The organism is Streptomyces sp. NPDC096176 (assembly GCF_044763255.1).
Lineage (GTDB): Bacteria > Actinomycetota > Actinomycetes > Streptomycetales > Streptomycetaceae > Streptomyces.
The window spans coordinates 213,162-231,517 of the sequence record NZ_JBIWFV010000010.1; the positions used below are offsets into that span (position 1 = coordinate 213,162).

The 18,356-nt window shown below is 70.5% G+C and carries 19 protein-coding genes; 11 read left to right on the forward strand and 8 right to left on the reverse strand.

Annotation, left to right across the window (positions count from 1 at the left end):
- The first annotated feature begins 4 nt into the window (after window positions 1-4).
- From ACIQ7Q_RS26460 to ACIQ7Q_RS26470, 3 genes are all read left to right on the forward strand, one after another.
- On the forward strand, window positions 5-1,375 hold the full coding sequence (locus ACIQ7Q_RS26460; protein WP_403867005.1) for an ABC transporter permease subunit: 1,371 nt from the start codon (window positions 5-7) through the stop codon (window positions 1,373-1,375).
- Window positions 1,376-1,488: 113 nt separating this feature from the next.
- The gene (locus ACIQ7Q_RS26465) at window positions 1,489-2,295 is read left to right on the forward strand and encodes a carbohydrate ABC transporter permease (RefSeq protein WP_403867152.1); all 807 of its coding nucleotides are present in this window, start codon (window positions 1,489-1,491) and stop codon (window positions 2,293-2,295) included.
- A 154-nt stretch (window positions 2,296-2,449) separates the two neighbouring features.
- Entirely contained in the window at window positions 2,450-3,565 is a 1,116-nt protein-coding gene (locus tag ACIQ7Q_RS26470; protein ID WP_403867008.1) for a chemotaxis protein, read from the forward strand.
- Window positions 3,566-3,589: 24 nt separating this feature from the next.
- Here the strand turns inward: ACIQ7Q_RS26470 and ACIQ7Q_RS26475 are convergent, their stop codons facing one another.
- Together ACIQ7Q_RS26475 and ACIQ7Q_RS26480 are read right to left on the reverse strand one after the other, a co-directional pair.
- Window positions 3,590-4,735 carry a GDSL-type esterase/lipase family protein gene (locus ACIQ7Q_RS26475; RefSeq protein WP_403867155.1) on the reverse strand — a complete coding sequence of 382 codons (1,146 nt, stop codon included), beginning with the start codon at window positions 4,733-4,735 and terminating at the stop codon, window positions 3,590-3,592.
- A gap of 367 nt (window positions 4,736-5,102) precedes the next feature.
- A complete protein-coding gene (locus tag ACIQ7Q_RS26480; protein WP_403867011.1) occupies window positions 5,103-5,567 on the reverse strand; it encodes a MarR family winged helix-turn-helix transcriptional regulator in 465 nt (154 codons plus the stop codon).
- A gap of 108 nt (window positions 5,568-5,675) precedes the next feature.
- Between ACIQ7Q_RS26480 and ACIQ7Q_RS26485 the strand changes: the two genes are divergently transcribed.
- Complete coding sequence (locus ACIQ7Q_RS26485; protein ID WP_403867014.1) at window positions 5,676-6,089, forward strand: organic hydroperoxide resistance protein; 414 nt, start codon at window positions 5,676-5,678, stop codon at window positions 6,087-6,089.
- Between the two features lie 61 nt (window positions 6,090-6,150).
- Here ACIQ7Q_RS26485 and ACIQ7Q_RS26490 read toward each other — a convergent pair whose 3' ends face one another.
- From ACIQ7Q_RS26490 to zapE, 3 genes are all read right to left on the reverse strand, one after another.
- The gene (locus tag ACIQ7Q_RS26490; RefSeq protein ID WP_403867017.1) at window positions 6,151-7,509 is read right to left on the reverse strand and encodes an alkaline phosphatase PhoX; all 1,359 of its coding nucleotides are present in this window, start codon (window positions 7,507-7,509) and stop codon (window positions 6,151-6,153) included.
- A 135-nt stretch (window positions 7,510-7,644) separates the two neighbouring features.
- Entirely contained in the window at window positions 7,645-8,073 is a 429-nt protein-coding gene (locus tag ACIQ7Q_RS26495) for an OsmC family peroxiredoxin (protein ID WP_403867020.1), read from the reverse strand.
- Between the two features lie 34 nt (window positions 8,074-8,107).
- The gene (gene zapE, locus ACIQ7Q_RS26500; protein WP_403867023.1) at window positions 8,108-9,187 is read right to left on the reverse strand and encodes a cell division protein ZapE; all 1,080 of its coding nucleotides are present in this window, start codon (window positions 9,185-9,187) and stop codon (window positions 8,108-8,110) included.
- A gap of 27 nt (window positions 9,188-9,214) precedes the next feature.
- On the opposite strand from zapE, the gene ACIQ7Q_RS26505 reads away from it, so the two are divergent.
- From ACIQ7Q_RS26505 to msrB, 4 genes are all read left to right on the forward strand, one after another.
- A complete protein-coding gene (locus ACIQ7Q_RS26505) occupies window positions 9,215-10,054 on the forward strand; it encodes a pyrimidine reductase family protein (RefSeq protein WP_403867026.1) in 840 nt (279 codons plus the stop codon).
- A 176-nt stretch (window positions 10,055-10,230) separates the two neighbouring features.
- Complete coding sequence (locus ACIQ7Q_RS26510) at window positions 10,231-10,701, forward strand: indole-3-glycerol phosphate synthase (protein ID WP_403867029.1); 471 nt, start codon at window positions 10,231-10,233, stop codon at window positions 10,699-10,701.
- A gap of 59 nt (window positions 10,702-10,760) precedes the next feature.
- A complete protein-coding gene (murC, locus tag ACIQ7Q_RS26515) occupies window positions 10,761-12,155 on the forward strand; it encodes a UDP-N-acetylmuramate--L-alanine ligase (RefSeq protein WP_403867032.1) in 1,395 nt (464 codons plus the stop codon).
- An 11-nt stretch (window positions 12,156-12,166) separates the two neighbouring features.
- Window positions 12,167-12,574 carry a peptide-methionine (R)-S-oxide reductase MsrB gene (gene msrB, locus ACIQ7Q_RS26520; RefSeq protein WP_403867035.1) on the forward strand — a complete coding sequence of 136 codons (408 nt, stop codon included), beginning with the start codon at window positions 12,167-12,169 and terminating at the stop codon, window positions 12,572-12,574.
- Window positions 12,575-12,622: 48 nt separating this feature from the next.
- Here the strand turns inward: msrB and ACIQ7Q_RS26525 are convergent, their stop codons facing one another.
- Both ACIQ7Q_RS26525 and ACIQ7Q_RS26530 read right to left on the reverse strand, forming a co-directional pair.
- The gene (locus tag ACIQ7Q_RS26525) at window positions 12,623-12,964 is read right to left on the reverse strand and encodes a hypothetical protein (RefSeq protein WP_403867037.1); all 342 of its coding nucleotides are present in this window, start codon (window positions 12,962-12,964) and stop codon (window positions 12,623-12,625) included.
- Between the two features lie 40 nt (window positions 12,965-13,004).
- Window positions 13,005-13,514 (reverse strand): DUF6924 domain-containing protein, encoded by a 510-nt coding sequence (locus ACIQ7Q_RS26530; RefSeq protein ID WP_403867040.1) that lies wholly within the window; start codon window positions 13,512-13,514, stop codon window positions 13,005-13,007.
- Window positions 13,515-13,745: 231 nt separating this feature from the next.
- On the opposite strand from ACIQ7Q_RS26530, the gene ACIQ7Q_RS26535 reads away from it, so the two are divergent.
- The 3 genes from ACIQ7Q_RS26535 to ACIQ7Q_RS26545 all read left to right on the forward strand — a co-directional run bounded on the left by ACIQ7Q_RS26535 (window position 13,746) and on the right by ACIQ7Q_RS26545 (window position 17,106).
- Entirely contained in the window at window positions 13,746-14,807 is a 1,062-nt protein-coding gene (locus ACIQ7Q_RS26535) for an ATP-binding protein (RefSeq protein ID WP_403867043.1), read from the forward strand.
- Entirely contained in the window at window positions 14,804-16,624 is a 1,821-nt protein-coding gene (locus ACIQ7Q_RS26540; RefSeq protein WP_403867046.1) for a hypothetical protein, read from the forward strand. The genes ACIQ7Q_RS26535 and ACIQ7Q_RS26540 overlap by 4 nt, the downstream gene beginning before the upstream one ends.
- A gap of 134 nt (window positions 16,625-16,758) precedes the next feature.
- The gene (locus ACIQ7Q_RS26545; RefSeq protein WP_403867158.1) at window positions 16,759-17,106 is read left to right on the forward strand and encodes a hypothetical protein; all 348 of its coding nucleotides are present in this window, start codon (window positions 16,759-16,761) and stop codon (window positions 17,104-17,106) included.
- Window positions 17,107-17,157: 51 nt separating this feature from the next.
- Here the strand turns inward: ACIQ7Q_RS26545 and ACIQ7Q_RS26550 are convergent, their stop codons facing one another.
- Window positions 17,158-18,297, reverse strand: coding sequence for a GDSL-type esterase/lipase family protein (locus ACIQ7Q_RS26550; RefSeq protein ID WP_403867049.1), 1,140 nt, complete (start codon window positions 18,295-18,297; stop codon window positions 17,158-17,160).
- Window positions 18,298-18,356 lie beyond the last annotated feature (59 nt).

Below are 18,356 nucleotides of genomic sequence, written 5' to 3' on the forward strand. Positions count from 1 at the left end.
CACCATGGCCGACACCCTCAAGGCACAGGCCCCCGGCGGGGCCCGTGCCCCCAAGGCCGGCGCCGCGCTCGACCCGCGGCGCCGCGCCCAACGCAGAAAGCGCCGCCTCGCGGTCCTCTTCGTCCTGCCGGCCGTGCTGCTGCTCGGCGCCCTCGTCGTCTACCCCGTCCTCTTCTCCGTCGGGCGCAGCCTGTTCGACGCGAGCGGCGAACAGTTCGTCGGCGCCGCCAACTACACGGAGATCTTCCAGGACCCCGCCACCCTCAAGGCCATCCGCAACAGCACCATCTGGGTCGTCGTGGCACCGGTTCTGCTGACCGGTCTCGGGCTGATGCTGGCGGTCCTCACCGAGAAGGTCCGCTGGGCCACCGCGTTCAAGCTGGTGCTGTTCCTGCCCATGGCCGTGTCCTTCCTCGCAGCGGGCATCATCTTCCGGCTCGCCTACGAACAGGATCCGGACCGCGGCGTCCTCAACGCGGTCGTCGTCGGCGTCCATGACACCTTCGAGGACCCGGCCGCCTACCCGACGGCCCGCGCCCGCGAGAACCAGGGCCTGACCGGAAAGGCCGGCGGGCCGTACGCCACACAGGACACCGTGCGCCCCGGCGGCGGATCGGTGGACCTCGGCTTCGTCGGCGTGGCGCCCGACGCGATGCCCGCCGGCGCCAAGCCCGCCAAGGCCGACGCCGCACCCGGCCCGGACGGCATCGGCGGTGTCGCCTACCTCGACTTCGCCCCGGGCGGCGGCGGCACCCAGGGCAAGGTCGACCCGGCGGAGAAGGGCCTGCCCGGTATGACCGTCGAGGCGGTACGCGACGGCAAGGTCGCCGCCACCGTCACGACCGCCGCCGACGGCTCTTACCGCTTCCAGGGTCTGGCCGACGGCGAGTACACCGTCCGTCTGCCCGCGGCCAACTTCGCAGCGCCCTACGAAGGCGTGAACTGGCTCGGCCCCGCCCTGGTCACCCCGGCCATCATCGGCGCCTATCTGTGGGTGTGGACCGGCTTCGCGATGGTCCTCATCGGCGCCGGGCTCGCCGCGATCCCGCGCGACGCGCTGGAGGCGGCCAGGATGGACGGCGCGAGCGAGGGCCAGATCTTCCGCAGGATCACCGTGCCGCTGCTCGCCCCCGTGCTGACCGTCGTCTTCGTGACGCTGGTCATCAACGTGATGAAGGTATTCGACCTCGTCTACATCATCGCGCCCGGCCCGGTCCAGGAAGAGGCCAACGTACTGGCCACCCGGATGTGGCTGGTGTCCTTCGGCGGCGGCAACGACCAGGGCCTCGGCAGTGCCCTCAGCGTCCTGCTGCTCCTGCTGGTCGTACCGGCCATGATCTTCAACGTCCGGCGCTTCAGAAGGAGCGGAGCATGAGCGGCCAGACCACCGTCGAACGCCGGCCGGCCGCGCCGGCGGCACCGGCCCGTACCCCTGCCCCGACCCGTCCGCGGCGCAAGGGTGGACTCGCCAAGTGGCTGAGCAGCTCGATGGTCCAGGCACTGCTGATCGTGGTCGCGCTGATCTGGATCACCCCGCTGGCCGGTCTCTTCCTGTCCTCCCTGCGCTCCGAGCGGGACAACGCGTCCGACGGCTGGTGGACGGCGCTGACCGACCCGTCACAGCTGTCCCTGGACAACTACAGCGCGCTCTTCGAGGACTCCGGCATCGCCGGGGCCTTCTGGAACACGGTCCTGATCTCGGTGCCCGCCACCCTGCTCGTCGTCGGCATCGCGGCGCTCGCCGGATACGCCTTCGCGTGGCTGGAGTTCCCCGGCCGTGACGCGATCTTCCTGGTCGTCGTCGGCCTGCTCGTGGTGCCGGTCCAGATCGGGCTGCTGCCGGTGGCGAAGCTGTTCGGCGCGGTCGGGCTGTTCGGCACCGTCGCGGGCGTCATCCTCTTCCATGTCGCCTACGGGCTGCCGTTCGCGATCTTCCTGCTGCGCAACTACTTCGCCGAGATCCCGAGGGAGATGCTGGAGGCCGCTCGGATGGACGGCGGCTCGGAGTGGCGGATCTTCTCCCGGCTCGTCCTGCCGCTCGGGCGGCCGGCCATCGCGAGCCTGGCGATCTTCCAGTTCCTCTGGGTCTGGAACGACATGCTCGTCGCCCTGCTCTTCGCGGACAGCGAGTCCCAGCCGCTGACGGTGGCGCTCCAGTCCCAGATGCGCCAGTTCGGCAGCAACATCGGCGTCCTCGCGCCGGGTGCCTTCCTGTCCCTGGTGGTTCCGCTGGTCGTCTTCTTCGCCTTCCAGCGGCACTTCGTGCAGGGCGTGATGGCGGGCTCCGTGAAGTAGCCCTCCACCGGTGCGCCGACCATGCCCGCCCCGCGGCCCTGCCGCCGGGCGGGCATCCGCCGTCCGGATGCGGGCCGTGTGGCGCAGAGGGAAGGTTGATTGGTCGAGCACGGGGGCCTAGGCCCTCTCGTTCGGATCCTGCCGAGAGGAAGACATGGACACCGACGCCCTGACACCTGAACTGCTGCAGAAGCTGAGGGAGCCGAAGGCCTATCCGGCCCTCTCCCTCACCATGCCCACGCACCGGCGCGAGCCGGACAACGGGCAGGACGCCGTACGGCTGCGGAACCTGATGGCCGAGGCGGGGCGCAGGCTCGACGCCGACGACGCCATCAGCCGCCAGGCGCGTCTCGGCATCAAGACACAGCTGGAGAAGGCCGCCGACGACATCGACCTGCGGCGGTTCCTCGACGGCCTGGCGATCTTCGCCGGCGCCGACGACCACCAGCTGTGGACCCTGCCGCGCAGCGTGCCCGAACGGGTCGTCCTCAGCGACAGCTATCTCACCCGCAACCTCGTCTCCGCCAAGGCGCAGGCCAGGCCCTACTGGGTCCTGGTGGTGGCCGCGGACCGGGCCACGCTGTGGAGCGGCTCGGAGACGTCGGTACGGCAGCACACCGGAGGCGGCTTCCCGAAGGTGCTGCCGCAGGAGCCGCCCAACCCGCAGCGCGAGGAGCGCCAGGGCGACGTGGCGAGCACCTTCACCGACGAAACGACCCGCCAGTTCATGCGGGACGTCGACAACGCGATCGCCGCCGTGCTCGCGGCCGAGCCGAGGCCGCTGTTCCTGGTCGGCCTCGCGCCCGCCCTCGCCCTGCTGGAGGAGGCGTCGACGGCCGCACGTCCCTTGTCACCGGCGGCGCGGGTGGTCAAGGGCGGGCTCACCGACGGCCCCGCACCGGAGCTGCTCAAGGAACTGCGACCCGCGCTGGACGAATACCGCCGTGCGGAGGCGGCCCGTGTCGAGGGACGCCTCGACGCCGCCATCGGCCGCCATGCCTTCGCGGCCGGCCTCGACGAGGTCTGGCAGTCGGTACAGGAGGGCCGGGCCGGTCTCGTCGTCGTCGAGGAACACTACCAACGGACCGTCCGCGTCGACGGCGAGCACCTGCGACCGGCCGACGACTCGGACGTGACCGATCCCGCGGTACGGGAGGACATCGTCGACGAGCTGGTGGAAAGGGCGCTGGACAGGGGCGCGGAGGTGGTGTTCGTGCCGGACGACGAGCTGATGGCGCACGACCGAGTGGCGGCTGAGCTGCGGTTCTAGTTCGGAAACCGATGAGGGGGCGTGTCAGGTGCGCTCGGCGGCGAACGGGCCGCCGGAGCCGAAAGCGAGCGCGGCGAAGCGTTCCCCGATGCGGCGGTGCGTGGCGGCGTCCGGGTGAAGCTGATCGGGCAGCGGCAGCTCGGCGAAGTCCGCCGCGCCGTAGAGGTCGCGGCCGTCGAGGTGGTGCAGGTTCGGGTCGTCGGCTGCGCGCTGCTTCACGATGCGGGCCAGTTCGTCCCGGATGACGTTGAGTGTCAGCTTCCCGGCGGCCCGTTCGGCGGGGTCGCCCGCGGCCCGGAACCGGAGCGTGCCCGCGCTGAGATCGCTGAAGTCCGGGACGGAGGGGCCGGGCGTGTCCTCGTGGATGGGGCACAGGACGGGCGAGACGACCAGGAGCGGAGCGGTGGGGTGGCCCTCGCGGATGGTGTCGAGGAAACCGTGCACCGCGGGGCCGAAGGCCCGCAGGCGCATCAGGTCGGTGTTGACGAGGTTGATGCCGATCTTGACGCTGATCAGGTCCGCCGGGGTGTCTCGCATGGCGCGGGCGGTGAACGGGTCGAGCAGGGCGCTGCCGCCCAGGCCCAGGTTGGTCAGTTCCACACCACCGAGGGAGCCCGCCAGGGCGGGCCAGATGGTGCTGGGGCTCGCGGCGTTGGAGCCGTGGCTGATCGAGCTGCCGTGGTGCAGCCACTTCCTGCGGCCGCGGTCCGGCAGGGGCTCGGCGGGGGCGTCGGTGCGCAGGGAGACCAGGTGGGTCATCTCGTTGTACGGCAGCCAGATCTCGACGTCCTTCATGGTGTCGGGGAGGCCGGAGAACCGGACGGTGCCCGCCGGGCCGGGCCGGGTTTCCGCCGCCCCGGTGGTCATGTCCACCATCAGGACGTTGCCGCCGGTCACACCGGACTGCCCGGCGAGCTTGCCGTCGACGAGCAGGTCGTACACGCCGTCGGGGCGGGGCGGGGCGCCCACGTAGGCGTTCTTGGTGCGGAGCGCGTCCAGTTCGACGGTGGTCGCCCGCGTGCGGAACACCAGCCGTACGCCGGAGGGCTGGGCCTCCGCCATGGCCAGCTGCCCGTCGGCGGACTGCGCCCGGGCCCGGCAGGGCAGCCGGTGCGGCAGCAGCCCGTGCGCGGTGCGCTCCAGCTCCAGGGCGCCGCGGAGGAGGTCCATGGTGATGGGTGTGGTGATCACGGGGTGATTCTCCTGCTCGGAAGCGTGCTCCGCGCACGGTTTTCCGCGGGTCCGCTGCGCGGGCTTCCCCCCACCCCGGCCCTCCCCGAACCGGGCTCCGCCCCGACCCGGCACATCGGGCTCTGCCCGGACCCGGCTCGTCCCGGCGTTCGGGTTCTGCCCGGCGCCGGCTCGTCGGGCTGCGTCCGGATCGGTACCGTGCCCCGCGCCGTATGCCGGCCGGCGGACGGCGTCAGTCCCGCCGAGGGCAGCTCGGACGGCGTCAGGGCGCAGAGGAGAGCTCGAGGCGCAGGGCCCGGCGCGGGGCGGAGACCGGCGGGACCGGACGGTGCGGCGCCCCGAGACATCATCTGGCGGCTGTGTCGAGGCGGGCCGTCAGTGCGTCCAGTTCCTCGCGCAGCGCGCGCAGGCGGTCCAGGGGGAGACCTGTCGCCTCGGCGATCCTGCGCGGGGTGGCCAGCGCCTTCTCTCGCAGGGCCGTACCCGCCGCCGTGGGGCGTGCGGTGACCGAGCGTTCGTCGTGAGTGCTGCGCCGGCGCTCCACGTAGCCCGTCGACTCGAGCCGCTTCAGCAGGGGTGACAGCGTGCCGGAGTCCAGTCGCAGATGTTCGCCGATCTGCTTGACCGGCAGCTCGCCGTGTTCCCACAGCACCAGCATCACCAGGTACTGGGGGTAGGTGAGCCCGAGGTCCTTGAGCGCCGTGCGGTACACGCCGTTGAAAGCTCGCGCCGCCGCGTGCAGCGAGAAGCAGATCTGATGCTCGAGGAGGAGGAAGTCCTCGTCCGGAACGTCCCGCAGCGTCTTCTCCATCCCTCCACCCTACCAAGCTGCGAGCCATTAAGTTGTGCACAACTGAATCGTGTGCTTTGATTTGTGTCATCGGTTCCCGACCCCGACATCACGAAGAGGGATGCACCCATGGACGCGCTCTACACCGCTGTCGCCACCGCCAACGGCCGCGAAGGCCGCGCCGTCAGCTCCGACGGTCAGATCGACCTGCCGCTCGCCTTCCCCGCGGCTCTCGGTGGCAACGGCCAGGGCACCAACCCCGAGCAGCTCTTCGCCGCCGGGTACGCCGCCTGCTTCGCCAGCGCGATGGGCGCGATCGGCCGCCAGGAGAAGATCGACGTCAAGGACGCCTCCGTGACCGCCGAGGTCAGCATCGGCAAGGACACCGACGGCGGCTTCGGCCTCTCGGTCATCATGCGCGTCGAGCTTCCCGACCACCTGCAGGGCGAGCCGGGCCGCGAGCTGCTCGAGAAGACCCACGCGTACTGCCCGTACTCCAAGGCGACCCGCGGCAACCTGACCGTCGAGCTCGTCATCGAGTAGAGCGCGGAAACGGCCGCGGCCCCGGGACGGACGATGTGTCCGTCCCGGGGCCGTGGTCAGCTCAGTGCCAACGTCCCGTGACCGCGAACGTCGTACCGGGCGTGTAGCAGTTCACGTACATGGTGTCACCGTCCGGTGAGAACGCGACACCCGCGAACTCGCCCCACTCCGGCTCGGTTTCCGTGCCGATGTTCTGCGCGTTGCGCGCCATCGGATACACGTCGCCGCGCTTGGTCAGCCCGTACACGTGCTGCACGCCGCCGCCGTCCTCGCACACCATCAGCCCGCCGCTGGGCGCCAGGCAGATGTTGTCCGGCGACTCGCCCGGCAGTTGGATGTCCGTGTCGGGCCCGAAGACGATCACCAGGGTGAGCCTGCGCCGGTGCGGCTCGTACTTCCACACCTGACCGAAGTGGTCGCCCGCCGAGCCCTCGGAGCTGCGGGCGAAGCTGGAGATGAAGTACACGGACGTCCCGCCCCAGTAACAGCCCTCCAGCTTCTGGGCGTGCGTGATGCCCTTGGGGCCGAAGTCCTGCAGCCTGATGGGTGTTTCCTTCGCCTGGCTGTCCGGCACCGGCACCCACTCGATCCGGTCGAACGACGCGCCGATCTCCTGGATCTCCGACAGGTCCGCGACGCCCGGCACCCGCATGGCCTCCAGCGCGCCGCCCGCACGCAGTGAGCCCGTGCCGCCCAGGGGCTTGTGGGGCAGGAAACGGTAGAACAGTCCGAACGGTCGCTCGAACGCGTCCTCCGTCTCGTACACGATCCCGCTCCTGGGATCGATGGCGATGGCCTCGTGCTGGAAGCGGCCCATGGCCGTGAGCGGAACGGCTCCCGTGCGGTGGGGGTCCCCGCCGTCGACCTCGAAGATGAAGCCGTGGTCCTTGGTGTAGCCGTTGGTGCCGGCCTTGTCCTCGGTCTCCTCGCAGGTCAGCCAAGTGCCCCAGGGGGAGGGGCCCCCGGCGCAGTTGACCGCGGTGCCGGCGATGGCGACGTACTCGTTCCGGACGTTGTTGCGGCCGTCGAGTTCGAGGGCCGTGCAGCCGCCCTTGCCCATCGGGTCGTACGTCAGCCCCTCGACGGTCGGTACGCCGATCCTGCCGTTGTGCCGGTTCTCGTGATTGCGCACCAGATGGACCCGGCCGCGGCGGCCGGCGAACGCGGCCATGCCGTCATGGTTGGTCGGGACCGGTCCCTCGCCCGAACGCAGTTGATCGCCCTCGCGGGAAAGAACCTTGTAGCGGAAGCCTCTCGGCAGATCGAGCATGCCGTCCGGGTCAGGAATCAGAGGGCCGTAGCCGCCGTTCCCGCGGGCGGCCGCGGTGCCCGCGAAGAGCTCGGCGAACGCACCGCTGAAGGCGATCCCGGTGCCCACCGCGCCGGTACGGGTCAGGACTTGACGTCGTGTTGCAGACATAAGGCAACTCCCTGTGGGGTACCGCCCATGCCGAAAGTCATGGGGGAGGACAGGAGATGTGACCCGCACGTGTGTATCACGCAGGCAACACGACATGTAACCGTGCGGGCCACTGTGCCTCAAGGTGCCTCTGTGCTAGGCGAGCGACGCGGTGAGGGTGATGTTCGTACCGGTGAGGGCCTGGCTGACCGGGCAGTTCGCCTTGGCGTCCTCGGCGGCCTTGGCGAACGCGGCCTCGTCCAGGCCGGGGACGTCGCCCTCGACGGTGAGGTGGATGCCGGTGATGCCCTCACCGGGCTGGAAGGTCACCTCGGCCTTGGTGTTCAGGCGGGCCGGCGGGGAGCCCGCACCAGCGAGGGCGTGCGAGAACGCCATGTTGAAGCAGGCGGAGTGAGCGGCTGCGATCAGCTCCTCCGGGCTGGTGCGGCCACTCTCGGCGGGCTCGCTGCGAGCCGCCCAGGTGACCGGGTACTCGCCGACGCCGGAGGAGTCCAGGGTGACGACGCCCTTGCCCTCGAGGAGACTGCCTTCCCAGACGGTGTGAGCCTGGCGGGTGGTGGCCATGGTGGTTCCCTTCAGATCGGGTTACGCGGCAAACCTACTGCGCCACCAGGGCCTTGGCGTCGCGCGCCAGGGCGGTGAGCCGGGAGATCGCCCGGAAATACTTCTTCCGGTAGCCCCCGTTCAGCATTTCGTCACTGAACAGCTGATCGAAGGGCAGGCCGGAGGCGAGCACCGGGACCTCCCTGTCGTACAGCCGGTCGGCGAGCACGACCAGCCGCAGTGCGGTCGACTGGTCGGGCACCGGCGTGACCTCGGTGAGGCAGACCGCCCGCACTCCGTCGGTCAGCGCCCCGTAACGGCTGGGGTGAACCTTCGCGAGGTGCTCCAGCAGGCTCGGGAAGTCGTCGAGCGAGGCGCCCCCGGTGGCGTACGCGGTCTTGGTGACCTGCTCGTCCGAGTACGGGGGAGGGGCCTCGGGCAGGCCCCGGTGGCGGTAGTCCTCGCCGTCGATCCGCAGCGGCCGGAAGTGCGCGGACAGGCCCTGGATCTCACGGAGGAAGTCGGCGGCGGCGAACCGGCCCTCGCCCAGCTTGCCGGGCAGCGTGTTGGAGGTCGCCGCCAGCGCGACGCCCGCCTCGACCAGCCTGCGCAGCAGTGTGGAGACGAGGACGGTGTCGCCCGGATCGTCCAGTTCGAATTCGTCGATGCACAGCAGCCGGTGCCCGCTCAGTGTCTGCACGGTCTGCTGGAAGCCGAGCGCGCCGACCAGGTTGGTCAGTTCGACGAAGGTGCCGAACGCCTTGAGCGACGGTTCCGCGGGAGTGGCGTGCCACAGCGAGGCGAGCAGGTGGGTCTTGCCGACGCCGTAACCGCCGTCGAGGTAGACGCCGCGTGGCCCGGTGGGGGCGGCGGGCTTCTTCGCGAACCAGCGCCGCCGGCCGCTGCCGGTCGCATGCGCACCGCCGAGGCCCTGGGCGAAGTCGCTCAGTACCTTGACGGCCTCGATCTGGCTGGACTGGTCGGGATCGGGGACGTACGTGTCGAAGCGGACCGAGTCGAAGCGCGGCGGCGGCACCATCTCGGCGACCAGGCGGTCGGCGGGGACATGCGGCTCGCGGGCGCACAGCGACAGGGGAGCGGCTTCTGCTATCGGGCTGGTCGGCACAGTACTCAACTGTAAGCGCGTGCCAGACTGCACCGTATGCGACGCCTGTTCCCTGTGACCGACCAGACAGCGGCAGCCGACGACCGGGAGTGGTCGCTGGACGAGCTCGCCGAGGCCTACGCCTATCCGGAGCACGGCCCCGCCGCCGGCGGCGGGGCGGGTGCGAAGGACGCCCCGGCGGCCGGCGCGGCCGTGGCCCGGGGCGGGGTCGGCGGTGCCTGGCTGCGCGCCAACATGGTCTCCTCCCTCGACGGCGCGGCCCAGCACGACGGCCGCTCGCAGCCCATCTCCTCCGACGCCGACATGCGGATCTTCGGGACGCTGAGGGGCCTCGCCGACGCCGTGGTGGTGGGCGCGGAGACCGTACGGCTGGAGGGCTACCGGCCCGCCCGCGCCCGGGAGGCCTTCGCCGAGCGCAGGGCCGCGGCAGGCCAGGGACCGGCGCCGGCGATCGCCGTCGTGAGCGCTTCACTGCGGCTGGACTTCTCGCTCCCGCTGTTCACGGAGCCGCTGGTGCCGACCCTGGTGCTGACCGGGGCCGCCGCTTCACCGGACCGGATCCGCGATGCCGAGAAGGCCGGGGCGGAGGTCGTCGTCGCTGGTGACGGGCCCGGGGTGGACCCCGCCAGGGCCGTGCGAGCCCTGGCGGAGCGGGGCTTGGTGCGGCTGCTGACCGAGGGAGGTCCGAGGATGCTGGGTCAATTCGCGGCGGCCGGGGTACTGGATGAGCTGTGTCTGACGGTGTCGCCGACGATGACGGTGGGGGATGCGCAGCGCATCGCGGGCGGACCGGGGCTGCCCGACCCGGCACGGTTCGCCCTGAACTCGGTACTGGAGGAGGCGGGATTCCTGTTCACCCGGTACCGCCGCGTCTGACAATCGGCGGAATTTACCGTTCCGCTTGTCGTACGCCGGGCACACTTACCTCGCAGACCCGGTGCGGGCAAGGGGAAGGATGGTTTCCGCAGTACCACTGAGTCCCGCCGAGTACCGCAGTTCCGCCGTCCCCGTAGTCCACGCAGTTCCGCCGTTTCCGCAGAAGGGCTCCTGACGTGTTCACAAGCGTACTGATGATCGAGAAGCCCCTGACCTCGGAGGACGTGGAGTTCGTCACCACTCTGCACGGGGACGAAGGTGTCTCGTTCGTGGTGCTGATGCAGCCGCGCGGCGACCAGGCCGACGTACTGCTGCGAGCCATCGACGACGTGGCGGTCGGCGAGCTGAAGGAAGCGGTCCGCGAGGTCGACGAGCTGGCGGGGGAGAAGGCCAAGGCCCCCGCGGAGCGAGCCCTGGAACACTCACTGGCCGCCCTGCGGGCGGCGGGCTGCGAAGCCGTGGGCCACCTCGTGGAGGACCATCCGCTCGACAAGCTGAAGTCGGTCGTCGACGAGGCCGACGCCGACGAGGTGATCGTGCTCACCGAGCCGCACTACGTGGAGGAGTTCTTCCACCGCGACTGGGCCTCCAGAGCCCGTCACAAGGTCGGCGTGCCGGTGCTGAAGCTCTTCGCGCACAGCGAGTAGCGCCACAGGCAATAGGGTGGGCAGCTGCACGTACTCGTTCATCTTGGGGAGAGAAGCTCATGGCACCCGCCGTCCCTGGCGCGATGGAGCGCCCGCACTTCATCGGCATCGGCGGAGCCGGTATGTCGGGCATCGCCAAGATCCTCGCCCAGCGCGGCGCGAAGGTGGCGGGCAGCGACGCCAAGGAGTCGGCGACCGCCGAGGCCCTGCGCGAGCTCGGCGCCACCGTCCACATCGGGCACGCGGCCGAGCACCTGGCCTCCGATGCCAGCTGTGTTGTCGTCTCCAGCGCCATTCGCCCCGACAACCCGGAGCTGGCGCGCGCCGCCGAGCTGTCCGTGCCGGTGGTGCACCGCTCGGACGCGCTCGCCTCCTTGATGACCGGCCTGCGCTCGATCGCCGTCGCCGGCACCCACGGCAAGACCACGACGACCTCGATGCTCGCCGTCGCCCTGACCGAGCTGGGCCTGGACCCGTCGTACGCGATCGGCGGAGACCTCGCGGGGCCCGGCACGAACGCGCGGCACGGAGAGGGCGACATCTTCGTCGCCGAGGCCGACGAGAGCGACCGCAGCTTCCAGAAGTACGACCCCGAGGTCGCGATCGTCCTCAACGTGGAACTGGACCACCACGCCAACTACGCGTCGATGGACGAGATCTACGAGTCGTTCGAGACCTTCGTCGGCAAGATCGTGCCCGGCGGCACGCTGGTGATCTCGGCGGACCAGCCCGGCGCGGTCGAACTGACGTCCCGCGTCCGCGAGCAGTCGTCGCTCAAGGTCGTCACGTACGGCGCGTCGCAGACCGCCGACGTCCGCGTCCACAAGGTCACCCCCCGAGGCCTGACCAGCGAGGTCACGATCCTGCTGAACGGAAAGTTCCTGACCTTCACGGTCTCCGTCCCCGGCAGCCACTACGCGCACAACGCGGTGGCCGCGCTCGCCGCCGGTGTCGCCCTCGGTATCCCGGCGCACAACCTGGCTTCCGCGATCGGCGCGTACACGGGCGTCAAGCGCCGCCTCCAGCTCAAGGGCGAGGCGGCGGGCGTCCAGGTCATCGACTCGTACGCGCACCACCCCACCGAGATGACCGCCGACCTCGAAGCCATGCGCGGCGCGGCATCCGAATCGCGGCTGCTGGTGGTCTTCCAGCCCCACCTCTTCTCCCGTACCCAGGAGCTGGGCACGGAGATGGGCCAGGCGCTCGCCCTGGCCGACGCCTCGGTCGTTCTCGACATCTACCCGGCCCGCGAGGACCCGATCCCGGGCATCACCAGCGACCTGATCATCGACGCCGCCCGTGCGGCCGGCGCGGAGGTCACGGGGGTCCACGACAAGGCGGCCGTCCCGGAGGCGATCGCGGGAATGGCGACGCCGGGTGATCTCGTTCTCACGATGGGCGCGGGTGACGTCACGGACCTCGGTCCGGCGATCCTGGCCCGCCTGTCGAACTGAGGGAGCGCTTGATGTCGTACGAGGTCGAAAAGCCCGACGAGCAGTGGCGGGCGGAACTGACCCCCGCGGAGTACGCGGTCCTGCGCCAGGCCGGCACGGAGCCCGCGTTCGTGGGCGAATACACGGACACGAAGACGGTGGGCACGTACTCGTGCCGCGCCTGCGGAGCCGAGCTGTTCCGCTCCGACACCAAGTTCGAGTCCCACTGCGGCTGGCCGTCGTTCTACGACCCGCGGGACACGGACGCCGTCGAACTCATCGCGGACACCTCCCACGGCATGGTCCGCACGGAGGTGCGGTGCGCCCGGTGCGGCTCGCATCTGGGCCATGTCTTCGAGGGCGAGGGCTACCCGACGCCGACGGACCAGCGGTACTGCATCAACTCGATCTCGCTGCGGCTGGAGCCGGACGAGGGCTGAGCGCGCCCGTCTACCGGCCGGCCCGGCGTCCGCCGCCACGGCACCGGATCAGCGCACGCCGCCCGCTGCTGCGAGCGGAGGTGGGACGTCCGCAGGCGCGAACGTCCTGGGGCGTACCTGTGTCATGGCCACGGTGACCGCCACCAGGCCCGCAGCGCAGCTGCAGGCGAACGCCGCTCCGAAACCCGAGCGGTCGGCGAGCCGGCCCGCCGCCAGGGCCGCCGCACCCTGGCCGATGATCAGACCGCTGCCCAGGAACGCCATGGCTTCGCCCATGCGTTCGAGCGGGGCGACCCGCTCGGCCAGGCCGAAGACCGCCGTCAGGTGCGGTGCGACGGCGATGCCGATCGCGGCGACCGCGACGGCCGCGCCGATCAGGCCATCGACCATGAGCAGTGGAAACAGCAGGACGCCCTGAGACCTCGGCGGCTCACCGGAAGGACCGGTACAGGCCGTCGGGGTCCGTGGACGCTTCCTCGGCGTACTCCTCGAAGTCCATGTTGGCGATCGACAGATTCGCATCGATGTCGTGGACGCCGGACGGAGCCGTCCGGAACTCGCGAGGCGGGGGCGAGTCGATGAGCTCCTGGTAGTGCACCGGGTCGAGGTCCTCTTCCTCGGTGTCGATGTCGAGCGCCAGCAGCGCGCGGTGTACCGACCGCATGGTCACGTTGTCGGCCAGGAACACCACGCTCAGGTCCTCGTCCCGGCGGACAGCGGCGAGGACCTCGTCGGGGGTGGCACCCGCCCAGACGCGATCGTCGACGAGGTGGACCCTGCCCTCGAACTCGCCGTTGTCACCCCCCGGCTGGGCCAGGTCCGCCAGCACTGCTTGCCAGACCCGGTCGTCGCCGTAGTCGGTCCTGATGACAAGGGCGTCGAACTCGTCACGCCCCACGATCTCGGGCAGCTCCGGCACAGGGCCGCTCGTCGCCGACATGATGGTGCTCCCGTCTCTGCTGCCGTGTTGATACACCGTCCTCCACGGTAGAGGCGGCCACTGACAGCAGGACGATGTCCGATGGCCGGCCGCCACGGTGGCCGTCCTCCAACCACCGATCACGCCCCGACGAGCCGGTCACGGCGCGCGCAAAAATCGGCTGCGGTGAGGCACCGGGCCCGCTCACACTGGGCGGGCCCGATCTCCCGAGGCCCGAAGGAACACCTCCACGTGCAGGCTGCCGTCACCGTCACTCCCGCTCAGATCCCCGAACTGCTGCTGGGGCTCGCCACCGTGCGGCCCGTGTTCCTGTGGGGAGCGCCGGGGATCGGGAAGTCGTCGCTCGTACGGAGGTTCGCCGAGTCGCTGGGGCTGGAGTGCGTCAGTCTCCTGGGGACGCAGCTCGCGCCCGAGGACCTGATCGGCGTGCCGCAGATCCGCGACGGACGGTCCGTGTTCTGCCCGCCGGAGACCATCGCCCGCGACGAGCCGTACTGCCTCTTCCTCGATGAGCTCAACGCCGCCACCCCCGATGTCCAGAAGGCGTTCTACTCGCTGATCCTGGACCGGCGGATCGGGTCGTACGAGCTGCCCGCCGGATCGATCGTCATCGGCGCCGGCAACCGCGCCACGGACAACGCGCTGGCGAGGCCGATCGCGTCCGCGCTGGTCAACCGGCTCACCCATGTCCATCTGCGGGCTTCGGCGGAGGACTGGCTGGTGTGGGCAGGGGAGCACGGAATCCACCCCTGGGTGACGGACTATCTCACCGACCGTCCCGACCACCTCTGGTCGCAGCCGCCGAAGACCGAGGAGCCGTTCTCCACCCCCCGCTCCTGGCACATGCTCTCCGACGCGCTGCACTCCTTCGGGCCCGGCCTCGACGAGGACACCCTGAAGGTGATCGTGCACGGCACGCTCACGCCCGCGCACGCCGTCTCCTTCTGCGGCTACGCGAGGATCGTGCGGCACACCTTCGGCATCGAGGCGATCCTCAAGGGCGACGCCTCCTGGCCGACCCGGCTCGAGGACAGGGACCTCCTCTACTACCTCGCGGAGGCGTTCCGGGGGCGGCTCGTGAAGGAGCTGCCCCGGCAGAAGGAACACGTCTCGGCGTCCCTGCGTCAGACCGTCTACCGCTCCAAGTCGCTGCTCGTCCAGCTCGCGGAGATCTCCGTCGAGGTCGCGCAGACCGTCATCGCGGACGACGCCGACGGACAGCCGGTGCTGCCTGCCTGGTTCCTGGTGGAGGCCGCACGGGACATGCCCAGGCTGGTCGAGGCGCGGCGATGACGACCGCACCTGCAGGGAAGACGGGCGGAAAGAAGGGCAAGCCGGACCCGGCCACGGAGGCGTTCGCGGCCGGACTCGCGATGGTCAAACGCAATCCGGCCTTCGCCGCTGTCCAGGCGGACTTCTGCCGGCAGCACAAGTGCGTCCTGACGCCGGCCGGTGGGCTGGCGACCGTCGACTCGAACGGCACCGTCCACGTCCATCCCACCAAGCGGGCCGAACCGGCCCACTGGGCCTGGAACTTGGCGCACTGTCTGCTGCATCTGGGCTTCGGCCACGTGCCCGCGGCCAAGGACAGGCGGCGCGAGCAGCCCGACCGGTTCGACCTCGCCGCCCGCTGCACCGTCGTCAACCGCTTCCTGCTCACTTTCCCGATGGGCAGCCCTCCCGATCACCTCCCCGAGACGTATCCGGGCGGCGACGAGGAGCAACTCGCCGCCCGCTGGCGTCGCGACGGCATCCCAGCCGCCTACGAACGCTGCGGCACCGCGGGCGAACATCCCGACCAGGTCCTGACGGTCTGGCCGGCGTGGGACACCACCGTTACCGACTGGGAGACCTCCTTCGCGCACGCGCTCACCCGCAGCGTGTCCGCCGCCATGGACGTGGCGGGCGGACGCCGCGACCGGGTCACCGGCGAGCGCGTTCCGCAGCGGCCCTGGAATCGCGCGCTGAACTGGTTCGTGTCCTCGTACCCGCTGCTCGGCGGGCTCGCGGCCGGTCTCACCGTTGTCGCCGACGCCGAACTGGCCCGCGCGCAGGGCATCTCGATCGCCGCCGTGAGCTCCGCCGCCGGAGAGATCTACATCAATCCGCTGCGCACCTTCACCGACGAGGAATGGCGTTTCATCCTCGCCCACGAGATGCTGCACGCTGCCCTGCGGCACGGCGAACGCGCGGGCGCCCGCGACCCGTTCCTCTTCAACGTCGCCGCCGACTACGTCGTGAACGACTGGCTCGTGCAGATGCGCGTCGGCGACATGCCTGAAGGGCTGTTGTACGACCCGGAGCTGAGGGACCTGTCCGTCGAGGAGGTGTACGACCGCATCGCCATGGATCTGCGCAGGCGACGGCGGCACGCGACGCTGCGGGGCAAGGGCGTCGGCGACATCATGGGCGGGCCGCTGCCGCACGCGGCGGCTCGCCCGTACACCGACCTGGACGACTTCTACCGGCGCGGTCTGGTCCAGGGGTTCGATCTGCACCAGTGCGGTGAGCGTGGACTGCTGCCCGCCGGGCTGATCCAGGAGATCCGGGCCCTCGCCCATCCGCCCGTGCCGTGGGACGCGAGACTCGCCCGCTGGTTCGACGAGTACGTGCCCCGGCCGGAGCCGGTACGCTCCTACGCGCGCCCCGCCCGCCGACAGGCCTCCACCCCGGACATCCCGCGCGCGGGCCGGTACTTCCCCATGGAGGAGACGCCCCGCTGCACCTTCGGCGTCGTCCTCGACACGTCGGGCTCGATGAACAGCGCCCTGCTCGGCAAGGCCCTGGGCGCCATCGCCTCGTACGCGGAGGCGCGCGACGTACCGGCCGCCCGCGTCGTGTTCTGCGACGCCGCGGCGTACGACGCCGGCTATCTGCCGCCGACCGAGATCGCCGGCCGGGTGCGGGTGCGCGGACGTGGCGGGACGGAACTGCAGCCGGGCATCGACCTCTTGCAGCGGGCCGACGACTTCCCGCCCACCGCCCCGGTGCTCGTGATCACCGACGGCTGGTGCGACACCCTGCGTATCCGGCGCGAGCACGCCTTCCTGATTCCCCAGGGCGCCGCACTGCCGTTCACACCCCGGGGCCCTGTCTTCCGGCTGACCTGACGGTGCCGGGTGATCGCATTCCCTCAATATGGTCTTCCCTGTAACGCGTGCTGCCTGTGCGGCGCAGATTCGAATAGAGGCGCGGACGGCGGCTCTCTCTTCAGACGGGAATTCCAGTGAGCAATATCGAACCCATGCCGGAGAACCAGCGGTACGACCACGGCCCGGTCGTCGATCAGCGCGCGTACGGGCGCGGCGGCGACGGCTCCGGCGTACGGCGGACGGCGCTGATCATCCACAGCGTCGCCGACGTCGCGGCCCTGTTCCTGGGCCTGTGGATCCTGCTGTTTCTGCTCGAGGCCAACCAGGGCAACGTCTTCGTCGGGTTCGTGGAAGGCGTCGCGGACGGTTTGGCCTGGTGGTCACAGGACATTTTCACCATGGACACAGATGGTCTTCGAGTTCTCCTCAATTACGGCCTGCCCGCCGTCATCTACCTGCTGATCGGCCACGGAATAGCCGCGCGTGTCCGCCGTCTCTGAACAGCCGCCGAATTCATCTTCCGTCCAGGTATGTAAAGAAATGGAAACGGCTCAGTACCGCGAGGCGATGAAATCGGCGAATCGGTCACCCATGCGCAGATAGGCCGCTGCGTTCGGGTGCAGGCCGTCATGCAGGTCCGCCGCCTCGTCCGGTCTCAGCAGCATCCGTCCGTCGAGATGGTCGAGGGCGGGGTCGGACCGCTGCCGTTCCCGGACGAGGCGCGCGAGGTGTTCCCTGACGGAGGCGAGGGTGAGCGCACCCAGTGGGATGTCTCGCAGGTCCCCCACGGCGTGGACGGTTCCGGTGTCGGGGTCGAGCTCGAGGGGGCCGGGACGGTTCTCCAGGGCCGGGCAGGCGACGGGCGAGACGATCAGCAGGGGTACGTCGGGGTGCTCCTCGCGGATCGTGTCGAGGAAGCCGTGAACGGCGGGCCAGAACGTCCGCATCCGCATCGCCGCGGCGCCGACGATGTTGACGCCGATCTCGAGACTGATGAAGTCGGCGGGCAGATCCCGGATGGTGCGCGCCACGCACGGGTCGAGCATGGCGTTGCCCGAGAGGCCCAGATTCGTCAGATGAAGATCACGGGCGGTCGCCGCGACGGCAGGCCACATCCCCGTGGGGCCCTCGGCCTCGACGCAGTGGCTGATGGACGACCCGTAGTGGACCCACCGCCGTTGTGAAACGACCCGCCGCGACGGCAGGACCGGCAGATCGCTCCGGAGGGAGACGAGATCGCAGACGGCGGTGTGCGGCAACCAGATCTCGATCTCCTTCTCGCCCGGCGGGAGGCCCGGGAAACCGACCGTCTCCGCGTCCCCGGACACGAGCGCCGCGGCCCTCGTCGCCGTCGCGGGCGCCATCAGGTCTCCGCCGGTGAGGAGTTCCCTGCGCGCGAGGCGTCCGTCGACGAGCAGATCGACGGCCGCGGGCGCCGGTTCACCTCCGGTGCCCGGCGCACGGACGGCGTGCAGGGTCAGTGCCACGTGGGTGGCCGCGGTCCGCAGGGCGAGCCGTACGCCGGCGGACAGCTGGACCTCCATCTCGAAGAAGGGATCGAGTACTTGGTCCCTGGCCCACGCGGGCAACCGCAAGGGGCGCAGGCCCCGTTCGTTGCGCTGCAGATCGGGTGCCCCCTCGACGGAGATCAGGGCGCTGGGAAAGCCGCTCTCGTGGGGGAGCGTGGTCATGTGCGCCGGCCTTTCGCAGTCCGTGTCGTCGGTACCACGTACCCGGCCGTTCACCGCGG

Coding starts and splice junctions, on each gene's coding strand:
- ACIQ7Q_RS26505 (WP_403867026.1), top strand. CDS start 9,215: ATGCGACGCCTGTTCCCTGTGACCGACCAGACAGCGGCAGCCGACGAC.
- ACIQ7Q_RS26475 (WP_403867155.1), bottom strand. CDS start 4,735: ATGGACCTCCTCCGCGGCGCCCTGGAGCTGGAGCGCACCGCGCACGGG.
- ACIQ7Q_RS26465 (WP_403867152.1), top strand. CDS start 1,489: ATGGTCCAGGCACTGCTGATCGTGGTCGCGCTGATCTGGATCACCCCG.
- murC (WP_403867032.1), top strand. CDS start 10,761: ATGGCACCCGCCGTCCCTGGCGCGATGGAGCGCCCGCACTTCATCGGC.
- ACIQ7Q_RS26540 (WP_403867046.1), top strand. CDS start 14,804: ATGACGACCGCACCTGCAGGGAAGACGGGCGGAAAGAAGGGCAAGCCG.
- ACIQ7Q_RS26525 (WP_403867037.1), bottom strand. CDS start 12,964: ATGGTCGATGGCCTGATCGGCGCGGCCGTCGCGGTCGCCGCGATCGGC.
- ACIQ7Q_RS26495 (WP_403867020.1), bottom strand. CDS start 8,073: ATGGCCACCACCCGCCAGGCTCACACCGTCTGGGAAGGCAGTCTCCTC.
- ACIQ7Q_RS26490 (WP_403867017.1), bottom strand. CDS start 7,509: ATGTCTGCAACACGACGTCAAGTCCTGACCCGTACCGGCGCGGTGGGC.
- msrB (WP_403867035.1), top strand. CDS start 12,167: ATGTCGTACGAGGTCGAAAAGCCCGACGAGCAGTGGCGGGCGGAACTG.
- ACIQ7Q_RS26470 (WP_403867008.1), top strand. CDS start 2,450: ATGGACACCGACGCCCTGACACCTGAACTGCTGCAGAAGCTGAGGGAG.
- ACIQ7Q_RS26545 (WP_403867158.1), top strand. CDS start 16,759: ATGCCGGAGAACCAGCGGTACGACCACGGCCCGGTCGTCGATCAGCGC.
- ACIQ7Q_RS26460 (WP_403867005.1), top strand. CDS start 5: ATGGCCGACACCCTCAAGGCACAGGCCCCCGGCGGGGCCCGTGCCCCC.
- ACIQ7Q_RS26480 (WP_403867011.1), bottom strand. CDS start 5,567: ATGGAGAAGACGCTGCGGGACGTTCCGGACGAGGACTTCCTCCTCCTC.
- ACIQ7Q_RS26530 (WP_403867040.1), bottom strand. CDS start 13,514: ATGTCGGCGACGAGCGGCCCTGTGCCGGAGCTGCCCGAGATCGTGGGG.
- ACIQ7Q_RS26485 (WP_403867014.1), top strand. CDS start 5,676: ATGGACGCGCTCTACACCGCTGTCGCCACCGCCAACGGCCGCGAAGGC.
- ACIQ7Q_RS26550 (WP_403867049.1), bottom strand. CDS start 18,297: ATGACCACGCTCCCCCACGAGAGCGGCTTTCCCAGCGCCCTGATCTCC.